Origin of the sequence: Actinocatenispora sera (genome assembly GCF_018324685.1) — a bacterium.
GTDB lineage: Bacteria > Actinomycetota > Actinomycetes > Mycobacteriales > Micromonosporaceae > Actinocatenispora > Actinocatenispora sera.
Window position 1 is genome coordinate 6,208,266 of record NZ_AP023354.1, and the last position, 23,866, is coordinate 6,232,131.

At 73.5% G+C, this 23,866-nt stretch carries 25 protein-coding genes; 12 read left to right on the forward strand and 13 right to left on the reverse strand.

Annotated elements, in window-relative coordinates; translation table 11 throughout:
* Positions 1–95: 95 nt before the first annotated feature.
* Positions 96–1,091: a helix-turn-helix domain-containing protein gene (locus Asera_RS29205; protein WP_030443956.1), complete on the reverse strand. Its 996-nt coding sequence runs from the start codon at positions 1,089–1,091 to the stop codon at positions 96–98.
* A 253-nt stretch (positions 1,092–1,344) separates the two neighbouring features.
* Here Asera_RS29205 and Asera_RS29210 point away from each other — a divergent pair, with 253 nt between their 5' ends.
* Positions 1,345–2,208 (forward strand): SMP-30/gluconolactonase/LRE family protein, encoded by an 864-nt coding sequence (locus Asera_RS29210; RefSeq protein WP_051801363.1) that lies wholly within the window; start codon positions 1,345–1,347, stop codon positions 2,206–2,208.
* Between the two features lie 226 nt (positions 2,209–2,434).
* On the opposite strand, the gene Asera_RS29215 is transcribed toward Asera_RS29210, so the two are convergent.
* A complete protein-coding gene (locus tag Asera_RS29215) occupies positions 2,435–3,265 on the reverse strand; it encodes an aldo/keto reductase (RefSeq protein WP_084130886.1) in 831 nt (276 codons plus the stop codon).
* Between the two features lie 290 nt (positions 3,266–3,555).
* Between Asera_RS29215 and Asera_RS29220 the strand changes: the two genes are divergently transcribed.
* From Asera_RS29220 to Asera_RS29240, 5 genes are all read left to right on the forward strand, one after another.
* Positions 3,556–4,461, forward strand: a complete 906-nt coding sequence (locus tag Asera_RS29220; RefSeq protein ID WP_244844241.1) for an NAD(P)-dependent oxidoreductase — start codon at positions 3,556–3,558, stop codon at positions 4,459–4,461.
* Positions 4,454–5,500 carry a D-alanine--(R)-lactate ligase gene (gene vanA, locus Asera_RS29225; protein ID WP_030443952.1) on the forward strand — a complete coding sequence of 349 codons (1,047 nt, stop codon included), beginning with the start codon at positions 4,454–4,456 and terminating at the stop codon, positions 5,498–5,500. Before Asera_RS29220 ends, vanA begins: the two co-directional genes overlap by 8 nt.
* Positions 5,497–6,111 carry a D-Ala-D-Ala dipeptidase VanX gene (vanX, locus tag Asera_RS29230; RefSeq protein WP_030443951.1) on the forward strand — a complete coding sequence of 205 codons (615 nt, stop codon included), beginning with the start codon at positions 5,497–5,499 and terminating at the stop codon, positions 6,109–6,111. Before vanA ends, vanX begins: the two co-directional genes overlap by 4 nt.
* A gap of 61 nt (positions 6,112–6,172) precedes the next feature.
* Entirely contained in the window at positions 6,173–7,273 is a 1,101-nt protein-coding gene (locus Asera_RS29235; RefSeq protein ID WP_030443950.1) for a UDP-N-acetylglucosamine--N-acetylmuramyl-(pentapeptide) pyrophosphoryl-undecaprenol N-acetylglucosamine transferase, read from the forward strand.
* An 8-nt stretch (positions 7,274–7,281) separates the two neighbouring features.
* A complete protein-coding gene (locus Asera_RS29240) occupies positions 7,282–7,788 on the forward strand; it encodes a GNAT family N-acetyltransferase (protein ID WP_084130885.1) in 507 nt (168 codons plus the stop codon).
* Here Asera_RS29240 and Asera_RS29245 read toward each other — a convergent pair.
* Both Asera_RS29245 and Asera_RS29250 read right to left on the reverse strand, forming a co-directional pair.
* Entirely contained in the window at positions 7,748–8,824 is a 1,077-nt protein-coding gene (locus Asera_RS29245) for a sensor histidine kinase (protein ID WP_030443948.1), read from the reverse strand. The two genes, Asera_RS29240 and Asera_RS29245, sit on opposite strands and share 41 nt — an antisense overlap.
* Before the next feature lie 7 nt (positions 8,825–8,831).
* Positions 8,832–9,527, reverse strand: a complete 696-nt coding sequence (locus tag Asera_RS29250; RefSeq protein WP_212804759.1) for a response regulator transcription factor — start codon at positions 9,525–9,527, stop codon at positions 8,832–8,834.
* A gap of 87 nt (positions 9,528–9,614) precedes the next feature.
* On the opposite strand from Asera_RS29250, the gene Asera_RS29255 reads away from it, so the two are divergent.
* The gene (locus Asera_RS29255) at positions 9,615–10,145 is read left to right on the forward strand and encodes a M15 family metallopeptidase (protein ID WP_084130815.1); all 531 of its coding nucleotides are present in this window, start codon (positions 9,615–9,617) and stop codon (positions 10,143–10,145) included.
* Between the two features lie 73 nt (positions 10,146–10,218).
* On the opposite strand, the gene Asera_RS29260 is transcribed toward Asera_RS29255, so the two are convergent.
* The 3 genes from Asera_RS29260 to Asera_RS29270 all read right to left on the reverse strand — a co-directional run bounded on the left by Asera_RS29260 (position 10,219) and on the right by Asera_RS29270 (position 12,654).
* Entirely contained in the window at positions 10,219–10,800 is a 582-nt protein-coding gene (locus Asera_RS29260; RefSeq protein ID WP_030443945.1) for a DNA-3-methyladenine glycosylase, read from the reverse strand.
* Between the two features lie 193 nt (positions 10,801–10,993).
* Complete coding sequence (locus Asera_RS29265) at positions 10,994–12,013, reverse strand: glycoside hydrolase family 113 protein (protein ID WP_030443944.1); 1,020 nt, start codon at positions 12,011–12,013, stop codon at positions 10,994–10,996.
* Between the two features lie 5 nt (positions 12,014–12,018).
* The gene (locus tag Asera_RS29270; RefSeq protein ID WP_030443943.1) at positions 12,019–12,654 is read right to left on the reverse strand and encodes a VC0807 family protein; all 636 of its coding nucleotides are present in this window, start codon (positions 12,652–12,654) and stop codon (positions 12,019–12,021) included.
* Between the two features lie 107 nt (positions 12,655–12,761).
* On the opposite strand from Asera_RS29270, the gene Asera_RS29275 reads away from it, so the two are divergent.
* Positions 12,762–13,367: a TetR/AcrR family transcriptional regulator gene (locus Asera_RS29275; protein WP_030443942.1), complete on the forward strand. Its 606-nt coding sequence runs from the start codon at positions 12,762–12,764 to the stop codon at positions 13,365–13,367.
* A gap of 112 nt (positions 13,368–13,479) precedes the next feature.
* Complete coding sequence (locus Asera_RS29280; protein WP_030443941.1) at positions 13,480–14,475, forward strand: NAD-dependent epimerase/dehydratase family protein; 996 nt, start codon at positions 13,480–13,482, stop codon at positions 14,473–14,475.
* 89 nt (positions 14,476–14,564) lie between these two features.
* Here Asera_RS29280 and Asera_RS29285 read toward each other — a convergent pair whose 3' ends face one another.
* Both Asera_RS29285 and Asera_RS29290 read right to left on the reverse strand, forming a co-directional pair.
* Positions 14,565–16,709, reverse strand: coding sequence for an FUSC family protein (locus Asera_RS29285; RefSeq protein ID WP_211255427.1), 2,145 nt, complete (start codon positions 16,707–16,709; stop codon positions 14,565–14,567).
* Positions 16,710–16,825: 116 nt separating this feature from the next.
* A complete protein-coding gene (locus tag Asera_RS29290; protein ID WP_030443939.1) occupies positions 16,826–17,248 on the reverse strand; it encodes a hypothetical protein in 423 nt (140 codons plus the stop codon).
* A gap of 84 nt (positions 17,249–17,332) precedes the next feature.
* Here Asera_RS29290 and Asera_RS29295 point away from each other — a divergent pair, with 84 nt between their 5' ends.
* Positions 17,333–18,157, forward strand: coding sequence for a helix-turn-helix domain-containing protein (locus Asera_RS29295; RefSeq protein WP_030443938.1), 825 nt, complete (start codon positions 17,333–17,335; stop codon positions 18,155–18,157).
* 70 nt (positions 18,158–18,227) lie between these two features.
* Here Asera_RS29295 and Asera_RS29300 read toward each other — a convergent pair whose 3' ends face one another.
* The 3 genes from Asera_RS29300 to Asera_RS29310 form a co-directional block, all read right to left on the reverse strand.
* Positions 18,228–19,472: an RNA polymerase sigma factor gene (locus tag Asera_RS29300; protein ID WP_030443937.1), complete on the reverse strand. Its 1,245-nt coding sequence runs from the start codon at positions 19,470–19,472 to the stop codon at positions 18,228–18,230.
* Entirely contained in the window at positions 19,469–19,780 is a 312-nt protein-coding gene (locus tag Asera_RS29305) for a YciI family protein (protein WP_157034617.1), read from the reverse strand. Before Asera_RS29305 ends, Asera_RS29300 begins: the two co-directional genes overlap by 4 nt.
* Before the next feature lie 80 nt (positions 19,781–19,860).
* Positions 19,861–20,241: a YciI family protein gene (locus Asera_RS29310; protein ID WP_051801356.1), complete on the reverse strand. Its 381-nt coding sequence runs from the start codon at positions 20,239–20,241 to the stop codon at positions 19,861–19,863.
* Between the two features lie 183 nt (positions 20,242–20,424).
* Here Asera_RS29310 and Asera_RS29315 point away from each other — a divergent pair, with 183 nt between their 5' ends.
* Together Asera_RS29315 and Asera_RS29320 are read left to right on the forward strand one after the other, a co-directional pair.
* On the forward strand, positions 20,425–21,006 hold the full coding sequence (locus Asera_RS29315; protein WP_030443934.1) for a TetR/AcrR family transcriptional regulator: 582 nt from the start codon (positions 20,425–20,427) through the stop codon (positions 21,004–21,006).
* Between the two features lie 11 nt (positions 21,007–21,017).
* The gene (locus Asera_RS29320; protein WP_211255426.1) at positions 21,018–22,142 is read left to right on the forward strand and encodes a serine hydrolase domain-containing protein; all 1,125 of its coding nucleotides are present in this window, start codon (positions 21,018–21,020) and stop codon (positions 22,140–22,142) included.
* A gap of 78 nt (positions 22,143–22,220) precedes the next feature.
* Here Asera_RS29320 and Asera_RS29325 read toward each other — a convergent pair whose 3' ends face one another.
* Positions 22,221–23,645: a DEAD/DEAH box helicase gene (locus tag Asera_RS29325; RefSeq protein ID WP_030443932.1), complete on the reverse strand. Its 1,425-nt coding sequence runs from the start codon at positions 23,643–23,645 to the stop codon at positions 22,221–22,223.
* Between the last annotated feature and the right edge of the window lie 221 nt (positions 23,646–23,866).

The following is a 23,866-nucleotide window of genomic DNA, read 5'->3' on the forward strand; positions in this document are numbered from 1 at the left end:
GGGCTCCGGCGCCGGCGCGAGCCCGCTCGGTCGCCGCACAGGGTGCCGTCCGCGCCCGGTCGCGGCACTCGCGCGAGCCGGCCCGCCGGGAACGGTCAGGCGACGGTGCTCGCGGCCGGGTCGGCGAGCAGCGTCAGCAGCGCGGTGCCGGTCTCGGTGACCTGGTAGAGCACCGTACGGCCGTGCCGGCGGCGGGTGACCGCACCGGCGGCGAGCAGCGTGGCGAGGTGCTCGGACACCGTGCTCGGGGCCAGGCCGAGCCGGCGCGCCAGCATCGCGGTACTGGTCGGCACCACCAGCTCGCGCAGCAGCGTCGCCCGGCCGCGGCCCAGCAGCAGCGACAGCCGGTCGGCCGGCGCCGGCGCGACCGGTTCGCCGGCGAGCACCGCCGCGCCGCGCGCCTGGTAGGACACCGCGGTGATGGACGGATGGTCGGTGGAACACATCAGCCCGCCGCGGGAGAACACCAGCGGGATCAGCAGCAGCTGCTTGTCGACCACCCGTTCCCGGTAGTCGAGCTGCTTGACGAGGGTCAGCACCGGCCGCTGCCAGCGCACCCGGTCGTGCAGGTCGGCGAGCAGCGCGTCGGGACCGTCGGTGGCCAGCGCCCGGGCCCGGTGCAGCAGCTCCTCGTCGAGCACCGCACGCAGCGCCGGCCAGTACGGTTCGATCGCCCGCTCGTGGTAGGCCAGCAGCTGGTCGGCGAGCCGGCGCAACGCGTCGCCCGGCGCGGTACGAAACGGGGCCAGCACGGCGGGTTCGCCGTCCGGGTGGTGGCGGTCGAGCTGGGCGCCGATGGTGGCCGGATCGGTCTCGCACAACGCCGTCAGCTCGTCGGCGATCGTCGGGGCCGGGCCGGCCGGGATCGGTGACAGGAAGTCCGGCGAGTTGCCGTCGGTGGCCACCGGGTACCACCCGATGCCGGTCGCCGCCACCGCCTCGACACCGCGCCGGGCCCAGTCCTGGTACGGGTAGGGCGGCCGGCCACCGGTGCGGTGCAGCAGGTGCAGGCTGCACACCGTCTCCCACAGCGGGCTCAGCGCGATCCGGGTGCGCGACAGCGTCGGCTCGTCCAGCTCGATCCGGATCACGTCAGGAGCATAGGCGGGCCGGGCCGGCGGCGGCCGGGAGTGTGACCGACACTGCGGCCGGCGACGCGACACACCGGACACCGGTGACGGCGTCGGCACCGGGCCGGCGCCGTCGCGGCCGGACCGACGCCCCCGGGGCCGCGGCTGAGACGGCGCCCGAGCCGTCGGGGCCGCACCGCCGCCCCCGGTGCCGCGCCCGGGGCGGCGCCCGGCGGACCCGCCAGGCCGGCCGACGTGCCGGTAGCGTTGCGGCATGCACACCGACTACCTGCTGCCCGGGGACGGCGTGTTCCCGGAGGGCATCACCGAAGATCCCGACGGGGTCACCTTCTACGTCTCCAGCTACGCCCAGGGCACGATCTTCCGCGGCCGCTTGGACAAGCCCGAGACCGAGGTGTGGCTGACCGCCGGAGCCGACGGGCGGACCAAGGCGGCCGGGATGGTGGTCGAGTCGGCCGGCCGGCTGCTGGTGTGCGGCGGCGACACCGGCCGGCTGTTCGGCTACGACACCGCGACCGGCGCCCTCGTCGCGCGTCACACCGTACCGGGACGGTCGCTGCTCAACGACGTCTGCATCGCCGGCGGGTACGCGTACGTGACCGACTCGGTCCGCCCGGTGCTGTGGCGGGTACCGCTGGGCGACACGATCGGCGCGCCCGAGGAGTGGCTGACAGTGCCGGATCCGGGCGAGTTTCCTTATCTCAACGGCATCGTGGCGCTCGACGCCGGCCGCACCCTGCTGGTCGCCGCGCAGGGCACCGGAACGCTGTGGCGGGTCGACGTGGCGGCGGCCGCCGCCGAGCAGCTCGACCTGGACGGCGTGCCGGTCAACGGCGACGGGCTCGTTGTCGTCGACGATCTGGTGTACGTCTGCGACAACATCGACCGGCCCGACGGCGGCGCGGACTACGTGCTGACCGCGCTGCGCCCGGCGCCCGACCGGCGATCCGCCGAGCTGGCCGGCCGCTGGCCCCAGCAACACCGCGACACTCCGACCACGGTCGCGCACCTCGCCGACCGGCTGCTGCTGGTGCACTCCCAGTTCGCCGGCCAGCACGACGGCACCGCCGCCGCACCGTTCGTCGTCCGCTCGATCCCGGTCCCGCCCGTCGGCTGACGGTACGGTTCCGGACTCGCCACGCCGATCAAGGGGCCTGCGCGCCGATCAAGGGGCCCGCGCGCCGGCCAAGGGACCGCTGCGCTGATCAAGGGCCGGCGCGCTGATCAAGGGTTGGGGCGCCGATCGAAGGTCGCTGGCTCCAGGCACGACGTGACCGATTCCCTTGATCAACCCCAGCAGGCCCGGGCGGTCGCCGCGCCGGGCGTGCGCGGGTGGGCCGGGCTCACCACCAGGCGTGCTCCTGCGCCCGGTCGGTACCGCCGGTGCGGTCCAGCCCGTCCAGCGCGGCCATGTCCTCGTCGGTCAGGGCGAAGTCGAAGACCTGGGCGTTGCTCTCGATCCGCTCGCGGTGGGTGGACTTCGGCAGCACGACCAGGCCGCGCTGCAGCGCCCACCGGATCAGCACCTGCGCCGGCGTGCGGCCCAGCCGCTCGGCGATCTCGGCCACCTGCCGGTCGCCCAGGTGCCGACCGGTACCCAGCGGGCTGTACGCCTCGAGCGCCACATTGCGGCGCTCGCACTCCGCCAGCAGCCCCCGGCGGAACTCGAACGGGCTGAACTGGACCTGGTTGACCACCGGTGGCACCTCGGCGACCCCGAAGACCGCGCCCAGCTCGGCGACGTCGAAGTTGGAGACCCCGATCGAGCGCGCGTACCCGCGTTCGTGCGCCCGCTGCATCCCGTCCCACGCCCAGGTCGGCCCGCCCTGCGGCCAGTGGATGATGTACAGGTCGACGTAGTCGACGCCGAGGCGCTCCAGGCTGCGCTGCGCCTCCCGCTCCGGATCCTCCCGGCCGGGGAAGAACTTCGTGGTGAGGAACACCTCGTCGCGCGGCACCCCGCTGTCGCGCAGCGCCCGCCCGACGCTGCGCTCGTTGCGGTAGGCCTGCGCGGTGTCGATGTGCCGGTAGCCGGCGTCGAGCGCCCACCGCACCGCGTCCTCGCACGCGCGCCCGTCCGGCACCTGCCAGACGCCCAGCCCGAGCAGCGGGATCTCCTTGCCGTCGGCGAGCACCCGGGCCCGCCCGTCCGCCGTCGTACCTGGCTCTGCCATCGCGCGCTCCTTCACCGGGGTCGGACTGGTGTCGAGCCTATCGACCCGGCTTTCCGCCCGCCCGCGGTCACCGCACCGGGACGGCGTACCCGCTGGTAACATATCGTCGTCGTATCCAGAATCGGATACGCGGCGGCAACGCGGCGACGACTTGACTGACCGGCATGACCTATCGGGAGCCAGTACGAGTTGCGGCCCGCCCCGCCCGGCCGACGGCATCCCCCTCGCCCGCCACGACGACCGGGATCACCGTGTACGGCTGCGGACCGGACGAGGCCGCCCTGTTCCGCATGCTGGCGCCGCGCCTCGGCGTGCGCCCCACCATCACCGACACGCCGCTGTCGGCGGGCAACGTCGCGCTGGCGCACGGGAACCGCTGCATCAGCGTCGGCCACAAGACCCGGGTCGACCACACCACCCTGCGCACCCTGAGCCATGCCGGCGTGCGGTACATGTCCACCCGCAGCGTCGGGTTCGACCACATCGACGTCGGCTACGCCGCGAGCATCGGCGTGTGCGTGGAGAACGTCGCGTACTCGCCCGACAGCGTCGCGGACTACACGCTGATGCTGATGTTGATGGCGGTGCGGCACGCCCGCTCCGTGCTCACCCGGGCCGACCGGCACGACTACCGGCTGGACAAGGTACGCGGCCGGGAGCTGCGCGACCTGACCGTCGGGGTCGTCGGTACCGGGCGCATCGGCGCGGCGGTCGTCGACCGGCTGTCCGGCTTCGGTTGCCGGGTCCTGGCCCACGACGCCCATCCGAGCACCGCGGCCGAACACGTGTCGCTCGAGGAGCTGTTGCGCGGCAGCGACATCGTCACGCTGCACACCCCGCTCAACGCCGGCACCCACCACCTGCTCGACCGGCGCCGGATCGGGCAGCTGCGGCGCGGCGCGATCGTCGTCAACACCGGGCGCGGCCCGCTGGTCGACACCGACGCGCTGCTCGACGCGCTGGAATCGGCCGAGCTGGGCGGCGCGGCGCTGGACGTGGTCGAGGGCGAGGAGGGCATCTTCTACGCCGACTGCCGGGACCGGCCACTGGCCGGCACGGCGCTGGACCGGTTGCAGCGGCTGCCGAACGTCATCGTCAGCCCGCACACCGCCTACTACACCGATCACGCGCTGCGCGACACGGTCGAGAACTCCATCGCCAACTGTCTCCGATTCGAAAGCAGAAGCCATGACTAGGTTGAAGGTCGGCATCGTGTTCGGTGGCTGCTCCGAGGAGCACCCCATCTCGGTCAAGTCCGCGCAGGAGGTGGCGAGGAACCTCGACCTGGCGAAGTACGAGCCGTTCTACATCGGGATCACCCGAAGCGGTGCGTGGCAGCTGTGCGACGGGCCCGCGCCGGACTGGGAGAGCGGCAACTGCCGCCCGGCCGTACTGTCCCCGGACCGCGGGGTGCGCGGGCTGCTGGTGTTCGACGAGGGCAAGTACGAAACGGTCGAGCTGGACCTGGTGTTCCCGGTGCTGCACGGCAAGCTCGGTGAGGACGGCGCGATGCAGGGTTTGCTCGAGCTGTCCGGCATGCCGTACGTCGGGTGCGGCATCCAGAGCTCCGCGCTGTGCATGGACAAGTCGCTGGCGTACCTGGTGGTGCGCAGCGCGGGGATCGCCACACCGCAGTTCTGGACGGTCGACGCCGGTGAGGCCGTCGATCCGGACCGGTTGCCCTATCCGGTCTTCGTCAAGCCGGCCCGCTCCGGCTCCTCCTTCGGCGTCAGCAAGGCCGCCGGGCCGGCGGACCTGCCGGGCGCGGTGGCCGCGGCACGCGAGTTCGACTCGAAGGTGCTGATCGAGGCGGCGGTCGCCGGGACCGAGGTCGGCTGCGCGATCCTCGGCAACGACACCGACCTGGTCGCCGGCGAGGTGGACCAGATCACGCTGTCGCACGGCTTCTTCAAGATTCACCAGGAGAACGCGCCGGAGACCGGCTCGGAGAACTCGACGATCACCGTGCCGGCGAACATCCCGGCGCCGACCCGGGAGCTCGTCCAGGAGACCGCGAAGGCGATCTACCGCGCCCTGGGCTGCCGCGGGCTCGCCCGGGTGGACATGTTCCTGACCGACGACGGGACCGTGGTGCTCAACGAGGTCAACACGTTTCCCGGCACCACCACGTACAGCCGGTACCCGCGGATGATGGCGGCGGCCGGTGTGCCGATGTCCGAGGTGATCGACCGGATCGCGGCGCTGGCACTCACCGGAAGCGGAACCCGGCGATGAACGGCGACTTCGTCTTCGTGGACGAGCTCGTGCCCGGGATCCGCTGGGACGCCAAGTACGCCACCTGGGACAACTTCACCGGCAAGCCGGTGGACGGCTACCCGGCGAACCGCATCGTCGGTACCAAGGCGCTGTGTACCGCGCTGGACGACGTGCGGCGGCAGGCCGAGACGCTCGGCCTCGGGTTGTTGCTGTGGGACGCCTACCGCCCGCAGCGCGCGGTCGACCGGTTCCTGCGCTGGTCCACCGAGCCGGAGGACGGGCGGACCAAGTCGCGGCACTACCCCAACATCGACCGGGCCGCCATGATCGAGCAGGGCTACGTGGCGAGGCGGTCCGCGCACAGCCGGGGCAGCACCGTCGACCTGACGCTGTACCACCTGGCCACCGGTGATCTCGTCGCGATGGGCGGCGACCACGACCTGATGGACCCGATCTCCCACCACCGCGCCGCGGGCCTGCCGCCGGCCGCGACGGCCAACCGCGATCAACTGCGCGATCTGATGTGCGCCGGCGGATTCCGCCCGTACGACTGCGAGTGGTGGCACTACACGCTGGCCGACGAGCCGTACCCGGACACCTACTTCGACTTCCCGATCCTCGCCAACTGAGCCCACCCCCGAACAGACAAGGAACGTGCATGTCACCGCAGCCGTGCCCCGGGGCGACCGCGTGAGCGCACCACGCGTCGTCGTCGCCGGCGGCCATTCGGCCGGCCACATCGAGCCCGCGATGAACCTCGCCGACGCGCTGCGCCGGCTGGACCCCACCGCCGAGGTCACCGCGCTGGGCACCGTCCGCGGCCTCGACACCACGCTCGTCCCGGCCCGGGGCTACCCGCTCGAACTGATCCCGCCGGTACCGTTGCCGCGCAACCTGAACCTGGCGCTGCTGCAGACCCCGGGCAAGCTGCGCGACTCGGTCCGCGCGGCCGGGACGGTGCTCGACCGGGTACGGGCCGAGGCCGTCGTGGGCTTCGGCGGCTACGTGGCCGCGCCGGCCTACCTCGCCGCGCACCGGCGCGGCCTGCCCATCATCGTGCACGAGGCGAACGCCCAGCCTGGCGTCGCCAACCGGCTCGCGGCCCGGCTGACCACGCACGTGTTCACCGCCACCCCGGCGGTACGGCTGGCGCACGCCACCGCGATCGGGATCCCGCTGCGGCCGGCGATCACCGGACTGGACCGGCCCGCGCTGCGCGCCGCGGCCCGGCGCCGGTTCGGCCTGCAACCCGGGGGGCCGGTACTGCTGGTGACCGGCGGCTCGCAAGGAGCCCGCGCGATCAACCTCGCGGTGTCCGGTGCCGCCGCGGAACTGCGCGCGGCCGGCGTGCAGGTACTGCACATCACCGGTCCACAGCACGAGGTCGGGTCGCCGGCCGGCGACCCGCCGTACGTCGTGCTCCGCTACGTCGACGAGATGCAGTACGCCTACGCCGCGGCCGACTTCGTGATCTGCCGTTCCGGCGCGATGACCTGCGCCGAGCTGGCCGCGGTCGGCCTGCCCGCGGCGTACGTGCCGCTGCCGCTGCGCGGCGGCGAGCAGCGACACAACGCCGAGCCGATCGTCGCGGCCGGCGGCGCGCTGCTGGTCGACAACGCCGACCTCGACCCCGCCTGGGTTCGGAGCACCCTGCTGCCGGTACTCACCGATCCCGGTCGGATCGCGACGATGTCGGCGGCCGCGTCGGCCGCCGGCGCGCCCGACGCCGACCTCGTCCTGGCCCGCCACGTCCTCGCCACGATCGCCGACCGGCGCGGAGGTGACCGGTGAACCGCGGCATGACGATCCGATCGGCGCGCGGTGCCGACGCCGGAGCGGTCGCGGTGCTGCTGGATCAACTGGGTTACCCGCAGGACGATCCGGCGGCGACGGCGGACCGGATCCGGTCCTGGGCCGACGATCCGGCCGGCGCGGCCTACGTCGCCGAGGCCGACGGCGAGCTGCTCGGCGTCGTCGCCGTCCGGGTCTGCCCGTACTTCGAACGGGGCGGCGCCTGGGCCCGGATCACGGCCCTGGTCGTGTCCGACCGGGCGCGCCGGCGAGGTGTGGGCGCCCGCCTCCTCGCAGCCGCGGAGTCCTTCGCGATCCGCCAGGGCTGCCGTCGGATGGAGGTCACCAGCGCGGACCACCGCTCGGACGCGCACGCGTTCTACCGCCGTCGCGGGTACACCGACCAGGCCGGATCGTCGTCCCGGTTCCTCCGGGACCTGGACACCGGCGCCGATCGGTACCGAGCGGCGGTCGTCACCCGACCGCCGGGGGCGCGGCCATCAGCTGGACCGTGACGCGGAGGCCGCCGGACGGCAATGGGACGAGGCTGAGCGCGCCGTCGTGCGCCCGGGTGATGCTCTTGACGATGGCCAGGCCGAGGCCCACCCCGGCGTGGTCGCGGTGGATGCGCTGGCTGCCCCGCTGGAACGGCTCGGTGAGCGTCGCCACCAGCTGCGGCGAGAGCCGCTCGCCGGTGTTGTCGACTGTCAGCACCACGAAACCGGCGAACGCCGCGGTGTGCACCCGCACGGTGCCGTTCCGCGGCAGGTTGTGCACGATCGCGTTGTGCAGCAGGTTCGTGGTCAGCTGCAGCAGCAGCGGATGCGAGCCGATCGTGACCGCGACCTGGCCGGCGGTCTCGATCGTGACGCCGCGCTTTTCCGCCAGCGGCAGCAGCGTCTCCCCCGCCTCCTCGGCCACCAGTGACAGGTCGACCGGCTCCCGGGTGAAGGAGCGCCGATCGGCGCGGCTGAGCAGCAACAGCGCCTCGGTCAGGTCGATCGCCCGCCCGTTGACGTAGTGCAGCCGTTCGATCAGCTCCCGGGTGTCGTGGTCCGGATCGTTGCGCGCCACGTCGAGCAGCGTCTGGGTGATCGCGAGCGGGGTACGCAGCTCGTGCGAGGCGTTCGCCGCGAACCGTTGCTGCTCGGCCACCTGTGCCTCGATCCGGGCGAGCATCGCGTCGAAGCTGTCGGCCAGCTCCCGGAACTCGTCGGCGCGGCCCTCCAGTTCGATCCGGTGCGACAGCGACCCGCTCGCCGCCTTACGGGTGGCGTGGGTGATCCGGGTCAGCGGGGCGAGCATCCGGCCGGCCAGGATCCACCCGCCGAACAGCCCGAAGATCAGCAGGAAGAGCATCATCCAGGCGATCTTCGGGGCGAACGCCTCGATCAGGTCGGTGCGTCCTGGAATCATCATCCCGGGCGTGGAGGTGACGACCACCCACGGCACGTAGCGCAGCAGGAAGAAGTACACCACCGCGAGCATCAGCGCACCGGCCACCATGAGGAACCCGGCATAGCTGAGCGTCAGCTTCAGCCGAACGCTCATCCCGGGCTTACGCACGGTCCGCGCCCCCCCGCCCGGTGCCCGCTTCGGCATCGATGCGGTAGCCGACGCCGGGGACCGTGGCGATCAACCACGGTTCGCCGAGCCTCTTGCGCAGCGCCGAGACGGTGATGCGCACCGCGTTGGTGAACGGGTCGGCGTTGATGTCCCAGGCCCGCTCCAGCAACTCCTCGGCGCTGATCACGCCGCCCTCGGCGCCGACGAGTACCTCCAGTACCGCGAACTGCTTCCTGGTCAGCGCGATGTACTTGCCGTCCCGGTACACCTCGCGGCGGAACGGGTCCAACCGCAGCCCGGCGATCTCCCGTACCGGTGGCCGGCTGTAGCTCCGGCGGCGGTCCAGCGCCCGCAGCCGCAGCACCAGCTCGCGCAGCGCGAACGGCTTGGTGAGGTAGTCGTCGGCGCCGATCTCGAAGCCGGAGGCCTTGTCGTCGATCCGGTCGGCGGCGGTGAGCATCAGGATCGGCATCCCGCTGCCGGAGCTGACGATGCTCTGCGCCACCTCGTCCCCGGACGGGCCGGGAATGTCACGGTCGAGCACCGCGAGGTCGTAGGCGTTGACGCTCAACAGCTCCAGCGCGGTGTCCCCGTCACCGGCGATGTCGGCCGCGATCGCCTCCAGCCGCAGGCCGTCACGGATGGCCTCGGCCATGTAGGGCTCGTCCTCGACCACCAACACACGCATGGTCCCGATGCTAGGAGCCGGCGCATATCGTCGGCATACCAAAAACCACATACGGGCGAGCAACACGGCGCCGCCTTGACTGCCCGCATGCGACAAACCACCTCGGTACCAGCGAAGACCGGCCGGATCCCACCCGACGACGCGCCGCCCCCGGCACCGACCACCAGCGAGGCGGACGGCGTGCTGCCCGCCGGCGTGACGGTGTTCGACGACCGCTACCCCGGCGTCGCCAACCTCGACCCCGACCTGCTCCGCGCCCTGCGCGCGGCGGCCACCGACGCCACCCGGGACGGCGTGGAGTTCCGGGTCAACAGCGGCTGGCGCTCCCCGGCGTACCAGAACCAGCTGCTGCGCGAGGCGGTCGCCAAGTACGGGTCGGCGGCCGAGGCCGCGCGCTGGGTCGCCACCGCGACGACCTCCGCGCACGTGGCCGGCCACGCCGTCGACATCGGCCGGTTCGACGCCACCGCCTGGCTGGCCCGGCACGGCGCCCGGTACGGGCTGTGCCAGATCTACCGGAACGAGCCCTGGCACTACGAGCTGCGCCCGGAGGCGGCCCGGCACGGTCGCCCGCCCCTCTACCCCGACCCCACCCACGACCCCCGCATGCACCCCTGAACTCCGCTGGCCGCCCGAAACACCGACAACGGCGCCGAACGGCGCCCGTTCGGACGAACGGCGCAGCGGCCCGTCACAGCCGCGAGACGTAGGGGTTGCCGGCGAGGTAGAAGCGGCGGGGTGCCGCGGCGGCGCGGGAGATGCCGACCCTCGTCGTGGTGACGATGCGAGCCTCGTCGACCGGATCGCGCTCGACCAGCCGCACCGGCGGCAGTGACAGGTCGTGGCCGCTGAGCGTTCGGGTGATGCCGAGGGCCTGGCACACCTTGCCCGGTCCGTTGGTCAGTGCCGGCCCGCCACGTCCGCGCCGGACCCGCATGACGTCCTCGCCCTCGATCGGTTCGGCGGCCCGGATCAACGCCCCGCTGCCGTACCCGTCCCGCCCGGTGACGACGTTGCAGCAGTGATGGATGCCGTGGCTGAGGTAGACGTAGAGGTGTCCGGCCGAGCGGAACATCGCGTCGGTTCTCGCGGTGCGCCCGCGAAACGCGTGGCTGGCCTCGTCGTCCTGGTCGTACGCCTCGGTCTCCACGATCCGCACGGCCAGGGTGCGGCCGTCGAGCTCGCGGCGCAGCTCGCATCCGAGCAGCCGGCGCGCGGCCCGTTCCACCGGAAGGTCGAGCCAGTCGAATCCTGGCCGCGGGGTCTCACTCATCGTCGGCACGAAGCCTAGCGCAGGCCATCGGCGTCGATGAGCGACGACCCGGTCCGGGCGGGCGGAGGGTCGCCGGGACAGCGGCGCCCGGCCGGTGGTCCGGCCGGCCGGCGGTCGCCGGGACAGCGGCGCCCCGGCCGCCCGGGCCGGTCGTCACCGGCCGGGCCATGGCGTTGCCGGGCGCCGCTTCGTGTCATCCGGCCGGTGATCGGTGGCTGCCGACGACACGCCCCCCGTAGGCCTCGGCCAGTGCGTGGAAGGCGGCCTTGGGCCGGCGTTCGCCGTCCGGCCCGATCCGGACCACCCCGTACGAGGCGAGGTCGAGGTCGGCGCGCGGATCGGGCCGGTACTCGAACGCATAGCCGGCGAAGGTGAACCAGAACGCCGTGTCGACCCCCTCGGCGTCGAAGACCGCCAGCAACTCGCGCAGGTAGCGGGCCTGCTCCGGTTCGTCGCGGACGTACTCGCCGGACAGCCGGGGCGGGGTGACCGAGCGGTCCACGATCAGAAAGCCGCGGGCACCGAGGTCGGCCGCACCGCGGAACGTGGCGCAGCCGAACTCGGTGACGGCCACCGGTTTGCCGTGCCGGTGCAGGGCGCGGACCTCCTCGGCGAACGTGGCCGCGTTGTGCGCCGCACGGTACGCGTCCGCCGCGACGTAGTCGAACGGCGTCCAGTCGACGCGCTCGTACGGCAGGGAGGCGTAGGTGACCGGACCGCCGAACAGCGGCCGGACCCGGTCGAGCACGGTCGCCAGGAACGCGTTCAGCGCCGGTGGTACGGCGCCGAGCAGGGCCGGCAGCCGCTCGTCGGGCGAGGTCAACGAGGCCAGGCGGGCGCGCAGGTCGTCGCCGGGCAGGAACCCGGACGCCATGATGCTCAGCTCGCCCCCGAGCACGAGCACGACCTCGTTGCCCTGCCGCCGCAGGCTTTCGGCTCGTCTCGCGCAGTCGGTGAACAGCGCGAGCATCGCGTCGGTGGCCAACTCGCACGGAAACGGCGCGTACCAGACGGCCAGGCCGGCGGTCGCCGCGGCGCGGGCGGCCACGTCGAGCCGGTCCGGATCGCCGCCGGTGATCCGGACCGCGGTGCAGTGCAGTTCGGCGGCGATGACCCGCATCTCCTCGCGTACCACCGCCGGATCGAACCGCTCGCGCGTCGGATGACCGGCCGGGTACGCACCGGTGTCGTAGTTGATTCCCTTGCCGCGCACGGGACTCAGACCGTTTCGGGGGTGGCCGCGTGGCGGGCGGCGGCGCGCTGCCGGCTCCGGCGGTACCACATCGACCAGCCGATCAGCAGCCCGACGGTGCCCACCTGCAACGCGGTCGACAGCGCGGCGGTGACATCGACCGGCAGCAGGTAGATCAACGGCACCCGGACGATCGCCTCGGCCAGCAACCCGGCCCCCCAGACGAGGCTCATCAGCACGAACACCCGCCGAAACGCCGGCTGGTTCTGCCACAGCCGGTCCCACCGGGCGAGCACGTCGGGCTTGCCGGCGTTGAGTCGCCGCATGATCGCGTAGAGCACCGGGCGGCCGACGGCGACCGAGCCGAGCAGCAGCAGGCCGAGGCCGCCGGACACGATCGATTCGCGGGCCAGCAGGATCCGCGGGTCCCCGGTCAGCAGCGACGCCACCAGCAGCGCGACGAACCCACCGACCACGACGGCGGCGAGCCCGTCGAGGCGCCGCCGGGCGATCGCGACGTACGCCACCCGGAGCAGCGCGACGCCGCCGCCAGCGGCGAGCGCGGGTTCGACGTCGAGCCCGACGGCGCGCCCGCCGTAGTAGACCGCGGCCGGCAGCGCCACGTCGGCCAGCAGTCCGATGATCAGCGCTCGCTTGTCCATGTCCACTCCTTCAAAATTAGGATACGTGTACGTATCTTACATAGTTGTGTGCGCAGGGCAAGCGAATTGCGGTAAGGTACGTGTCAGTTCCTTCAGGGGAGGTCTCGATGGGCGAGGACGGCACGGCGGTCAAGGCGACCCGCCGGCGCGGCGCGGCGCTGGAGGCGGCGGTGCTGCAGGCGGCGGCCGACGAGCTGGCCGAGGTCGGCTATCCCGGGCTGACCATGGACCGGGTCGCCGCCCGGGCCGGTACCAGCAAGAACGTGATCTACCGCCGCTGGCCGAACCGGACGGCGCTGAGCATCGCCGCATGGCGATCGATGCTGCCGAGCACGCCGGGCGACGTGCCCGACACCGGCTCGCTGCGCGACGACGCGCTGGCCATGCTGCGCCGGACCAACGACCGGATGGCCGCGCCGTTCGGCGCCGTGCTGCGCGGCCTGCTGGCCGGGATGCAGGACGATCCCGACCGGCTGCACGAGATCCGCGAACAGCTCGGTCGGGTCGGTGTCGGGCCGTGGCTGACGATCCTGGCGCGCGCGGTCACCCGCGGCGAGGCCGACCCCGCGGCGCTGACCCCGCGGGTGGCGACGGTCGCCGTCGACCTGCTCCGCAACGAGTACGGGCTCAACGGCATGACCACCGCCGAGGACGGGCTGCTGATCGAGATCGTCGACGAGATCTACCTGCCGCTGGTCCGACCCCGCGGCTGAGGTGACGCGAGCTCTGCTCTGAGCAGATCCGCTGCTGGCGAAAGCAGCGGGCGTGTCGGCCCGGCGGCTGCGACGATTCCGCAGGAACGGCACGACGAGGAGGACTGCTTCGATGCGAACACTGGTACTCGGCGGCACCGCGATGCTGTCGCGCGCGGTGGCGGAATCGGCCCGCGACGCCGGGCACGACGTGGTGTGCCTGGCCCGCGGCAAGACCGGCGAGCCACCGCCCGGCGTCCGGTTCGTCCGAGGGGACCGAACCCAGCCCGACGCGTACGACGGGCTCGACGGCGAGTTCGACGCCGTGATCGACGTCGCCCGGCGGCCCAGCGAGGCACGGGCCGCGCTGGCCGCACTCGCCGAGCGGGCCGGGCACTGGACGTTCGTGTCGACCTGCAACGTGTACTCCGACGACGCGACGCCCGGGCAGGTCGCCACGACCGCGCCGCTGGTCGAGCCGGCGCCCGCCGACGTGGACGAGTCCGACCAGGAGAACTACGGTCGCTGCAAGCGCGCCTGCGAGCTGGCCGTGGTCGAGGCGATGGGCGCCGATCGGGCGTTCCTGTGCCGGGCCGGTCTGCTGGTGGGCCCGCGCGACTCCGTGGTCCGCTTCGGATACTGGCCGAGCCGGCTGGCCCGCGGCGGCGAGGTGCTGGCACCCGGTGATCCGGACCGGTTGGTGCAGGTCGTCGACGTGCGCGACCTGGCCGACTGGATCGTCCGGGCCGGCGCCGCCGGGCTGGCCGGTGCCTACGACGGGAGCGGTGCACCGATGCCGATGCGCGAGTTTCTCGGCGCGATCGCCGCCGGCGTCGGCGCCAGCCCCGAGCTGACCTGGGTGGATCAGGACTTCCTGGTCGAGCAGGGGGTCAACCCGTGGGCGGGGGAACGGTCGCTGCCGCTGTGGCTGCCGCTGCCCGAATACGGCGGGTTCCTGACCCGCGACGTGACCCCCTCGCTGGCCGCCGGGCTGCGCACCCGCGACCTGGCGGAGACGGCCCGCGACACGCTCGCCTGGACCCGCGAGGCGTGGCGCCCCAGCGACCGCGACGGCGGCATCACCGCCGAGGACGAGGCGGCGCTGCTCGCGGCCTGGCACGCCCGCTGACCAGCGGCCAACCCGGCGCGGTGGCCGCCCGACCGAACCCGGGCGGCCACCGCCCCCGCCAAGCCCTGACGCCACCACGGGGCCGAGCGCTAACGCCACCACGGGATGCGGCGCAGGCGGGCGACCTCGGCCGCCGGCTCGACCAGGCTGTCGAGCGCCGGGCGGATGTGCTGCAGATGCTGCTCGACCCACAGCGTGCAGGGCAGGGTGGCGGTGTCGGCCGCGGCGGCAACGGGCTGCAGAGTCGGGATCCGGGTGGCGACCACCGGAACCCGGGACGGGGCGGCCGCGTCCGGCCGCACCAGCATGTCCGCCAGATCGTCGAACCAGCCCGCGATCTGCGCCGCCTGGCCGCTCAGCGCGTCGCTGACCGGATCCGGCCCGGCGTCCGGCGAGGGCAGGCTGGCCAGCGACTGGGCGGTCAGCCGCAACCGGATCGTGCCGCCGACCAGCCGCCACAACTGCTGGCTGGCCAGGTGCCGGGTGCCGCGTTCGGCCAGCAACCCGCGGACGCCGTCGTCGAGCCGCAGACCCGCGGTGACCGCACGGGCCGGCTCCGGTTCCTGGTGCCGCAGCCCGAGCGCCCAGTTGACCGACTGGGCAAGGTACCGGCCGCCCTCCCGGAACGCGTCCGCGACATCGTCGCCGACCACCGCACTGGCGCCACGGGGCCAGAACAGCACCCCGACGACCAGGCTCACCGCGCAGCCGATCGCGACGTCCTCGATCCGGACCACGCCGATCGACCAGCCCACCGGTACGAGCAGGTTGAACAGCACCGAGACCACGACGGTGAACGCCGCCTGGCCGACCACGAACGGCAGCGTGCCCGGCACGTAGCCGGCGACCAGTACCGCGATCGGCAGCGCAACCCACAGCGCGACCGGGCCGGTGCCGACCACCAGCAGCAGCACGGCGCCGACGACGAAGCCGGCCAGCGTGCCCAGCAGCGCCCGCAGCGCCGTGGAGCCGGTGCCGGCAGCGTTGGTCCGCAGGACCGACAGGGTGCCGAGCACCACCCAGAACGCGTGCTGCACCCCGACGAGGTCGGCCACCAGCACCGCGGCGGCGAGCGCGAGCGCGCCCCGGATGCTGTTGACGAACCACACCGACCGCAGGTTCGCGTGCCGCCACGCCAGCTCGAACACCCCGAACCGGGGCACCCGCGCGGCCGGCAGCCCGTACCAGCGGCGGGCCTGGTCGGCGACGGTCGCCGGATCGGCGCGCCGGGCGGCGATCAGCGCATCGACCGCCGCCGCGCGTACCGTCAGGGCGCTGGTCTGGGCGTGGAACGCCTGGTGCACCGCATCGGCGAACTCCCCGTCGCCGGCCGGCATCCGCCGCAGCGCGGCCACGCTCGCACCGATCGCCTCGTGCAGGCCGGCCAGGTCCGGCGGTTCGGAACCGCCGGCCAGCAGCGTCGCCACCCGACGCAACGTGTCCCGGGTCGCCGCGAACAGCTCCCGCTCGACCGGGGCCACCGCGCGCAGGTCGGGATACTCGCGCAGCCCGTCGTCGAGCACCGCGGTCGCCCACTCCAGCATCCCGACCAGGCTGGTCAGCGCCTGGTCGGCCACCGTCGATCCGGTCGGCCGGTACGGCGTGGTCGTGAACGCCGCAAGCAGCTCGTGCTTGGCGTCGATCGTCGCGGCACGGTCGGCGTCGGTGCCGGCACCGCGCAGGGCCGCGTCGAGCCGGTCGGCCAGCGCCCCGGCACTGCCCGCGACCGCCGCCCGTAGCCGGTCGCCGGGCGGGCGCGGCGCCAGCAACAGAACCGCCACGGTCCCCACCACGCTGGCCAGCCACCACCCGGCCAACCGGGAGCCGAGCATGTCCAGGGTGCCCGGCGACGCCGCCGGCAACACGTACGCGAGCAGCGCCGCGGTACCGCCGGCCGCCGCGTTCGGCCCGCCGATCCCGGCGAACAGGACCATGAACGTCACCGGCAGGGTGACCGCGGCCGCCACCCACGGCGACGAGTTCACCGCCGTACCGATCACCAGCAGGGCGCTGCCCGCCACCGCCAGACCGCCGTGCGCCACGACCTTGTCCCGGCGCGTCCCGGCGAACGACGCCAGCACCAACGTCGCGAATCCACCGAACGCGGCGAAGGTGGCCATCTGCAGATCGCCGATCACCTTGTACGTGAGGGCGAACAAACCGGGAACGACCACCGTGGCGCGTATCGCGCGCAACGCCGCCGCCGACGACCACCACCGTTTCCGCGCCAACACCACCGGAGCATAGCGAGCCCGCCGGGCGGTGCCGAGCGTTCCGCGACGCCGCCCTGCCCCGGTGACGCGAGTCTCGCAGTACGTCGATCAGCTGGGCGAGCCGGACGATCGCCGCGTCACCCGATGTACTGGTGGTCGGTGCGGATCCGGCCGGCCTCGTCCACGGCGAGGACATCGGCGCCACCGCCGTCGACCGTGCCGCGGGCGGTCGACCGCATCGACCAGCGCAGCGTGTACACGGCGGGCAGCAGGACGGACACCTCCGCCAGTACGAACACGTGCTCGCCCGACTCGACGAACATCTGGTACGCGCGGTCCACCCGGCGGCGCAGCGCGTCGTGCCCGCGCACCACCAGGGGCGGCGCCGGGATCGCCAGATTGGCCGCGGCGTCCCTAATCTGCTGCGGCGGGTGGACGAGGACGTGGACGGCGTCGGGCGCCCACAGTTCGGTGATCAACGCGGCCCGCGCCGCGGGGTCGGGTTCGTTCCACTGGGCGAGGTACCGGTCGGCCAACTTCGTGGCGTCTGTGCTGTGCATGCGGTGAAGTCTGCGGCCGGTCGAGCCCCGGTGCGATTCCCTGCAGGGAATGGTGTTCGCACCACCGTCGGGTATGAAGAAGCCATGACGAGCACGCTGTCGGGCGGCCGGTTCGCGGCGGAGCTTCGGCTGTGGCGCAACCGCCGCCGGCTCAGCCAGCTGGAGCTGGCGGCCGCCGCCGGCACCACCCAGCGACACCTGAGCTTCCTGGAACAGGGCAGGTCCCGGCCGGGCCGGGCGATGGTGGTCCGGCTCGCCGAGTCGCTGCGGCTGTCGCTGCGGGAACGCAACGCCCTGCTGCACGTCGCCGGCTTCGCCCCGGTGTACCCCGAGTCGGGCCTCGGTGCTCCCGCGCTCGGGCCGGTGCGGTACGCGCTCGACACCATCCTGCACGGTCACCTGCCGTACCCGGCGGTCGTGGTCCGGCCGTACGGGGAGCTGGTCGCGGCGAACCCGGCGTTCGACGTGCTCACCGAGGGCGCCGACGAGTCGCTGCTGGTACCGCCGGTGAACGTGGTGCGGCTCGCCCTGCATCCGCGCGGGATGGCCCCCCGGGTGGCGAACCTCGCGGACTGGGGCCGGCACATCACCGCCGCGCTGCGCGACACGCTGCGGCGCAGCCCGGACCCGGCGCTGGCCGCGTTCGTCGCCGAGCTGGACGGGTACCTGCCCGCCGCGTCGCCGGGGCCGGAGTACCTCGGCTTCGCCGTACCGTTGCGGCTGCGGGTCGCGGCGGGCGAGCTGCGGCTGATCACCACGCTGACCTCGTTCGCGACCGCGGTGGACGTGACGCTCTCGGAGCTGCGGCTGGAGGCGTTCCTGCCCGCCGACGAGGCGACGGCCGAGATCCTGCGCCGCCGGTACGCGGACGGCTCCGCGCCCGCGGCGGCCCGTCGCGGCGCCGGGTGAGGCCGGTCAGCCGGCGAGTTGGTCGCGGCGCGGAACACGGCGAGTTCGTCGCGGCGTCCGGACAGGCCGGTCAGCCGGCGAGTTGGTCGCGGCGCCGGGTGAGGTAGGTCCGCTCGGCGGGGTTGCCGGCGAGCGCGATCGCCCGGTCGTACGCCGCCCGCGACTCGCCGCTTCGCCCGAGTCGCCGCAGCAGGTCGGCCCGGGTGGCGTGGAACGCGTGGTACCCGTCGAGCGCTGCGGTGAGCCGGTCGACCTCGGCCAGCGCGACGCTCGGCCCGTCGACCTCGGCGACCGCGACCGCCCGGTTGAGCCGCACGATCGGCGCGGGGTCGAGCATCGCCAGCCGGTCGTAGAGCGCGACGATCTGGGACCATTCGGTGTCCCGGGCCGACGGGGCGGCGGTGTGCACCGCGTTGATCGCGGCCAGCAGCTGGTAGCGTCCGGCCGGCTCGCCGCCCGCGGCGACGGCCGCGATCCGCTCGCGGACCAGTGCGTGCCCTTCGGCGAGGAGGGCGCGGTCCCACGCTCCGCGGTCCTGCTCGTCGAGCGTCACCAGCTCACCGGTGCGCGACAGCCGGGCCCGCCGCCGGGCGTCGATCAGCAGCATCAGGGCGAGCAGGCCGGTCACCTCGCCGTCGTCCGGCAGCAGGGTGCGCAGCAGCCGGCCCAGCCGGATCGCCTCGTCGGTGAGGTCGACGCGCACCGGGTCGTCTCCCCCACTGGCCAGGTAGCCCTCGTTGAAGACCAGGAACACCACCGCGAGGACGCCGGCGAGCCGCTCCCGGATGTCGTCGGCCGACGGCACCCGGTACGGGATGTGCGCTGCGGAGATCTTGGCCTTGGCGCGGGTGATCCGCTGCGCGATCGTGCTTTCCCGCACCAGGTAGGCGTGCGCGATCTCGGCGACGGTGAGCCCGCCGAGCAGCCGCAGGGTGAGCGCCACCCGGGCCTGGACGCCGAGCGCCGGGTGGCAGCAGGTGAACACCAGCCGCAGCCGGTCGTCCTGGACCGGCCCGGTCGGGTCGGGTGGGGTGTCGTCGGACAGCATCCGGGCCGCCTGGTGTCTGGCGTCGCGCTGGGACTCGCGACGGATCCGGTCGATCGCCTTGCGCGTCGCGGTGGTGACCAACCAGCCGCCGGGATTGGGCGGTACGCCGTCTCGCGGCCAGCGCTCGACCGCGGCGACGAACGCCTCGGCCGTCGCCTCCTCGGCGATGTCGAGGTCGCCGAACCGGCGCGCGAGCCGGCCCACCACCCGCGCCCACTCCTCGCGGTGGGCGCGGGTGATCGCCTCCTCGACGGCTCGGTCGGTCACGTCGTCAACAGGTCCTGGAACGACTCCTCGGTCTGGAACGGGCGCACCTCCACCGTGCCCCGGCACGCCCTCGACCCCTCGGCGGCGAGCGCCAGCGCCTGGTCCAGGTCGGGCGCCTCGATGATCCAGAATCCGCCGAGGTACTCCTTGGTCTCCAGGTACGGGCCGTCAGTGAAGACGGGTGTCCCGCCCCGGCCGTCGACGGTGGTGGCGGTCGTCGCGGGTGCCAGCCCGCCGGCGAAGACGAGGTGTCCCTCGCGCTCGAGCTTGTCGTTGAAGGCGCCAGTGTCGGCGAACGCCTGCAGCATGGCCTCCTTGGACGGGTAGTTGCCGAACTCGGCGGGTTCGGCTGGTCCGTGCACCGAGAGCAGGTAACGCGGCACCGTGCTCACTTCCTTTCGGGGTCGGTGCGACCGACGTGCCCCGGCCCGGGAAAGCGGTGCACCTCCTGCGGCCAGTCCAGCGCGGTGGCGAGCCGGCCCGCCCAGTACCGGGCGGTCTCGTCGTCCGGGACGTCCACGACGCAGAACCCGCCGAGATGCTCCTTGCTCTCCACGTACGGTCCGTCGGTGAAGACGGGCTTGCCGTCGACCGCCTCGACGTTGAACAGCGCCGTCGAGCGGTCCAGCGCCCCGTTGGTGAAGATCAACACGCCGGCGGTCCGCATCTCCTCGATCACGGCCCGGCTGGCGACGCTCTTTCCCCGGATCTGCTCCTCGGTGTGTTCGGGCACCCACTCGTCGTTGAAAGCGATCAGGTAATCGGTCATGATCGTCCCCCTCTTGATCGGTACGCGAGGATCCCTGGCTCACTCGCGTGCGGCGACCCGGTCGGCCGCCGTACACCGGTTCCACGAACGGCCACCCCCCGATTCGACACTCTCCCGCAAACTTTCCCGGATTTTCCGCGTCCCGGCTTGCCCGATCATCGAACCGGTCGGTACCATCTCTGCATGCCGGTACCCAGGGGAACGACGCTGGATCCGTCCCGCACCCGGGACGCGATCGTGTCGACCGCCACCGGCCTGCTCTACCAGCGAGGCCTCGACGGCATCGGCGTCGCCGAGCTGTGCCGGGAGCTCGGCGTGTCGAAGGAGACGCTGTACCGCCACTTCGGCTCGAAGGACGGGCTGATCCAGGCGGTACTGGAGCGTCGCAGCGACCGGGTCGTCCAGTGGCTGGCCGAGGTCGTGGCCGACGCCGGCGACGATCCCGCCCGGCAGCTCGCCGCACTGTTCGACGCCCTCGGCCGCTGGTACGGCGAACCGCGCTTCCGCGGCTGCGCCGTGCTGAACGCCGCCAGCCAGCACCACGCCGATCCGGTCCGGCCGATCGCCGCCCGCCACCTGGACCGGTACCTGTCGCTGCTGACCGGAATCGCGACCCGGGCCGGGGCCGCCGACCCCGCCGCCCTCGGCCGGCAGTTGCTGATGCTGGTGGAGGGCGCCACGGTCTGCGCCGACCACGCGGACGCCGACGGACGCACCGCGCAGCTGGCCCGGGCGGCCGCGCTGAAACTCCTGCGGGACGGATGATGGACGGTTTCGTGGCACCGGGGTACGAGGGCGTGGCCGCCGCCTTCGAGCGCAACTTCACCGAGCGCGGCGAGGTCGGTGCGGCGTTCGCCGCCCACCATGCCGGGCGACCCGTGGTCGACCTGTGGGGCGGTGTCGCCGACCGGTCGACCGGACGAGCCTGGCAGCGCGACACGCTGCAGCTGGTGTTCTCCGGTACGAAGGGGCTTGCCGCGGCGTGCGTCCTGCTGCTGGTCGAGCGCGGCCGGCTCGACCTCGACGCGCCCGTCGCCCGGTACTGGCCGGAGTTCGGTCAGGCCGGCAAGGCCGCAATCACCGTGGCCGAGGTGCTGTCGCACCAGTGCCGGCTGCCCGGCGTGCGGGCGCCGTTCACGACCGCCGAGCTGCTCGACCACGACGTGATGGCGGCGCTGCTCGCCGCCCAGGCGCCGTCCGATGACCCGCGCGCCGAGTTCACCTACCACGCACTGACCTACGGCTGGCTCGTCGACGAGGTGGTCCGGCGGGTCGACGGGCGAAGCGTCGGCGCGCTGTTCCACCAGGAGTTCGCCGCCCCGCTGGAACTGGAACTGTGGATCGGGCTGCCGGACGAGCTGCACCACCGCGCCGCCACCACCGTTGCCGGCCCCGGTCTGCTGGCAGCCGGCGAGCCGACCGACGACTACGGCCGGCTGGTGCGCAATCCGCTGGTCGTACCGGGCGCACCCGACATCTGGAACGGCGCCGCGTTTCGCCGGGCCGGGCTGGCCGCGGTCGGCGCACACGGTACCGCGCAGTCGATCGCCCGGTTCTACGCCGGCCTGGCGGGCGACGGGGCCTGGGGCGACGTCCGGTTGCTGGCCCCCGAGACGGTGCGCCTCGGCCGCCGGCTGCTGCGTCGCGGCACCGACTCGGCCGCCGGCACCCCGATGGCGTACGGGGCGGGCTTCGAGCTGTTCACCGAACTCGGCCTGCTGGGGCCGGCCACCGACGTGTTCGGGCACGCCGGCGCCGGCGGCTCCCGGCACGGCGCCTGGCCGGCGGCCCGGGTCGGTTTCTCCTACGCGATGAACGAGATCCGCGCCGAGTTCCCGGATCGCCGGCCGCTCAGCCTGCTCGCCGCGCTGCACGACGCCGTCCGGCGCGCACCCGCCTGACCAACCCGAAGGCCCGGACCGGCGCGCGAACACCGAACCGAGCCGAGGGCTCTGACCGGTGCGGCGCCGGGTGGGCGGTCAGTGGCGGCGGGCGCTGAACACGGCGGCGCTGTGGCCGCCACGCGAACCGCCCCGCCCGGTACGGGAGCCGCCGTCACCCTGCGCGGTGCCGCCGGCGGGGTGCTGTCGCGCGGCCGCGCGTTGCCGCCCACGACCGCCGCTGCGCCGGCGCCCCCGGCCGGCGGGCGGTGCGGCCGCCGTCGCCGTACGGGCGTTGCCCTCGCCCGGCGCGCCGGCGTTCGACGACAGCTCCTTGGGGTCGGCGAGCGTCCGGCTGCCGGGCACGATGGTGGCCAGTACCGGATGGTCGGCCGACGTGACCCGGGTGGTCGGTGCGGTGATCCGGGCCGCCCGCAGCAACTTGCGGACCTCACCGGCCTGCTCGGTGTTGGTCAGGGTGACCACGGTGCCGGAGCCGCCGGCCCGCGCGGTGCGCCCGGACCGGTGCAGGTACGCCTTGTGGTCGGCGGGCGGATCGGCGTGGATGACCAGCGCCACGTCGTCGACGTGGATGCCGCGCGCGGCGATGTCGGTGGCCACCAGCGCCGCCACCCGGCCGGACCGGAAGTCGTCGAGATTGCGGGTACGGGCGTTCTGGCTCAGGTTGCCGTGCAGTTCGGCGGCCGGTACGCCGTTCCGTTGCAGCTGGCGGACCAGCGCCTTCGCGCCGTGCTTGGTGCGGGTGAACACGACCGTACGGCCCGGCGCGCTGGTCAGATCGACCAGCACGGGCAGCCGGTGCTCGCGCTCGACGTGCAGTACGTGGTGGGTCATGGTGCTCACCGGGGACTGCGCCGAGTCGGCCTCGTGCCGGGCGGGCTTGGACAGGTACGCGCGGACCAGGGTGTCGACCTCGCGGTCGAGCGTGGCGGAGAACAGCAGCCGCTGCCCGCCGGCTGGGGTCTGGCCGAGCAGCCGGCGCACGACCGGCAGGAACCCGAGCGCCGCCATGTGGTCGGCCTCGTCGAGGACGGTGATCTGCACCGCGGACAGGGTGCAGTGCCCCTGCCCCATCAGGTCCTCCAGCCGGCCGGGACAGGCCACGACGATGTCGACGCCACGCCGGATCGCGGCCACCTGCGGCCCCTGGCCGACACCACCGAACACGGTGCGCGAGGTCAACCGGGCGGCGGCGGCCAGCGGCTGCAGCGCCTCGTCGATCTGGCCGACCAGTTCCCGGGTCGGCGCGAGGATCAGCGCGCGCGGCGCGCCGGGCTTCGGCCGGGCACCGCCGGACAGCCGGGCCACCAGCGGCAGCAGGAATGCGAGGGTCTTACCGGAGCCGGTACGGGCCCGGCCGAGCACGTCGCGCCCGGCGAGCGCGTCGGGGATGGCCGCGGCCTGGATCGGGGTAGGGGTGTGGATGCTTCGGGAGGTGAGTACCTCGGTCAGCCGCGCGGGCAGGCCGAAGTCGCTGAACGAAGAAGACAAGAAGTTCGCCATCTGTGCGGATGTCCCGCCGACAACCGGAACCCGAGGGACTCGGCCGGCCAGGCGCGGAGCAGATCCCCCGGACGGGGTCCGGATGCTACGACGCGCCGACAACTCGCGGCAGGAGCTCAACGAGCTGATGCATCGATCATAGCCGTTGTGGATCTCACCCGCCGGAGGCCGGATACCGGCATCCGGCGGACGCACCCGGGAAATGAGTCACCGGACAAGAT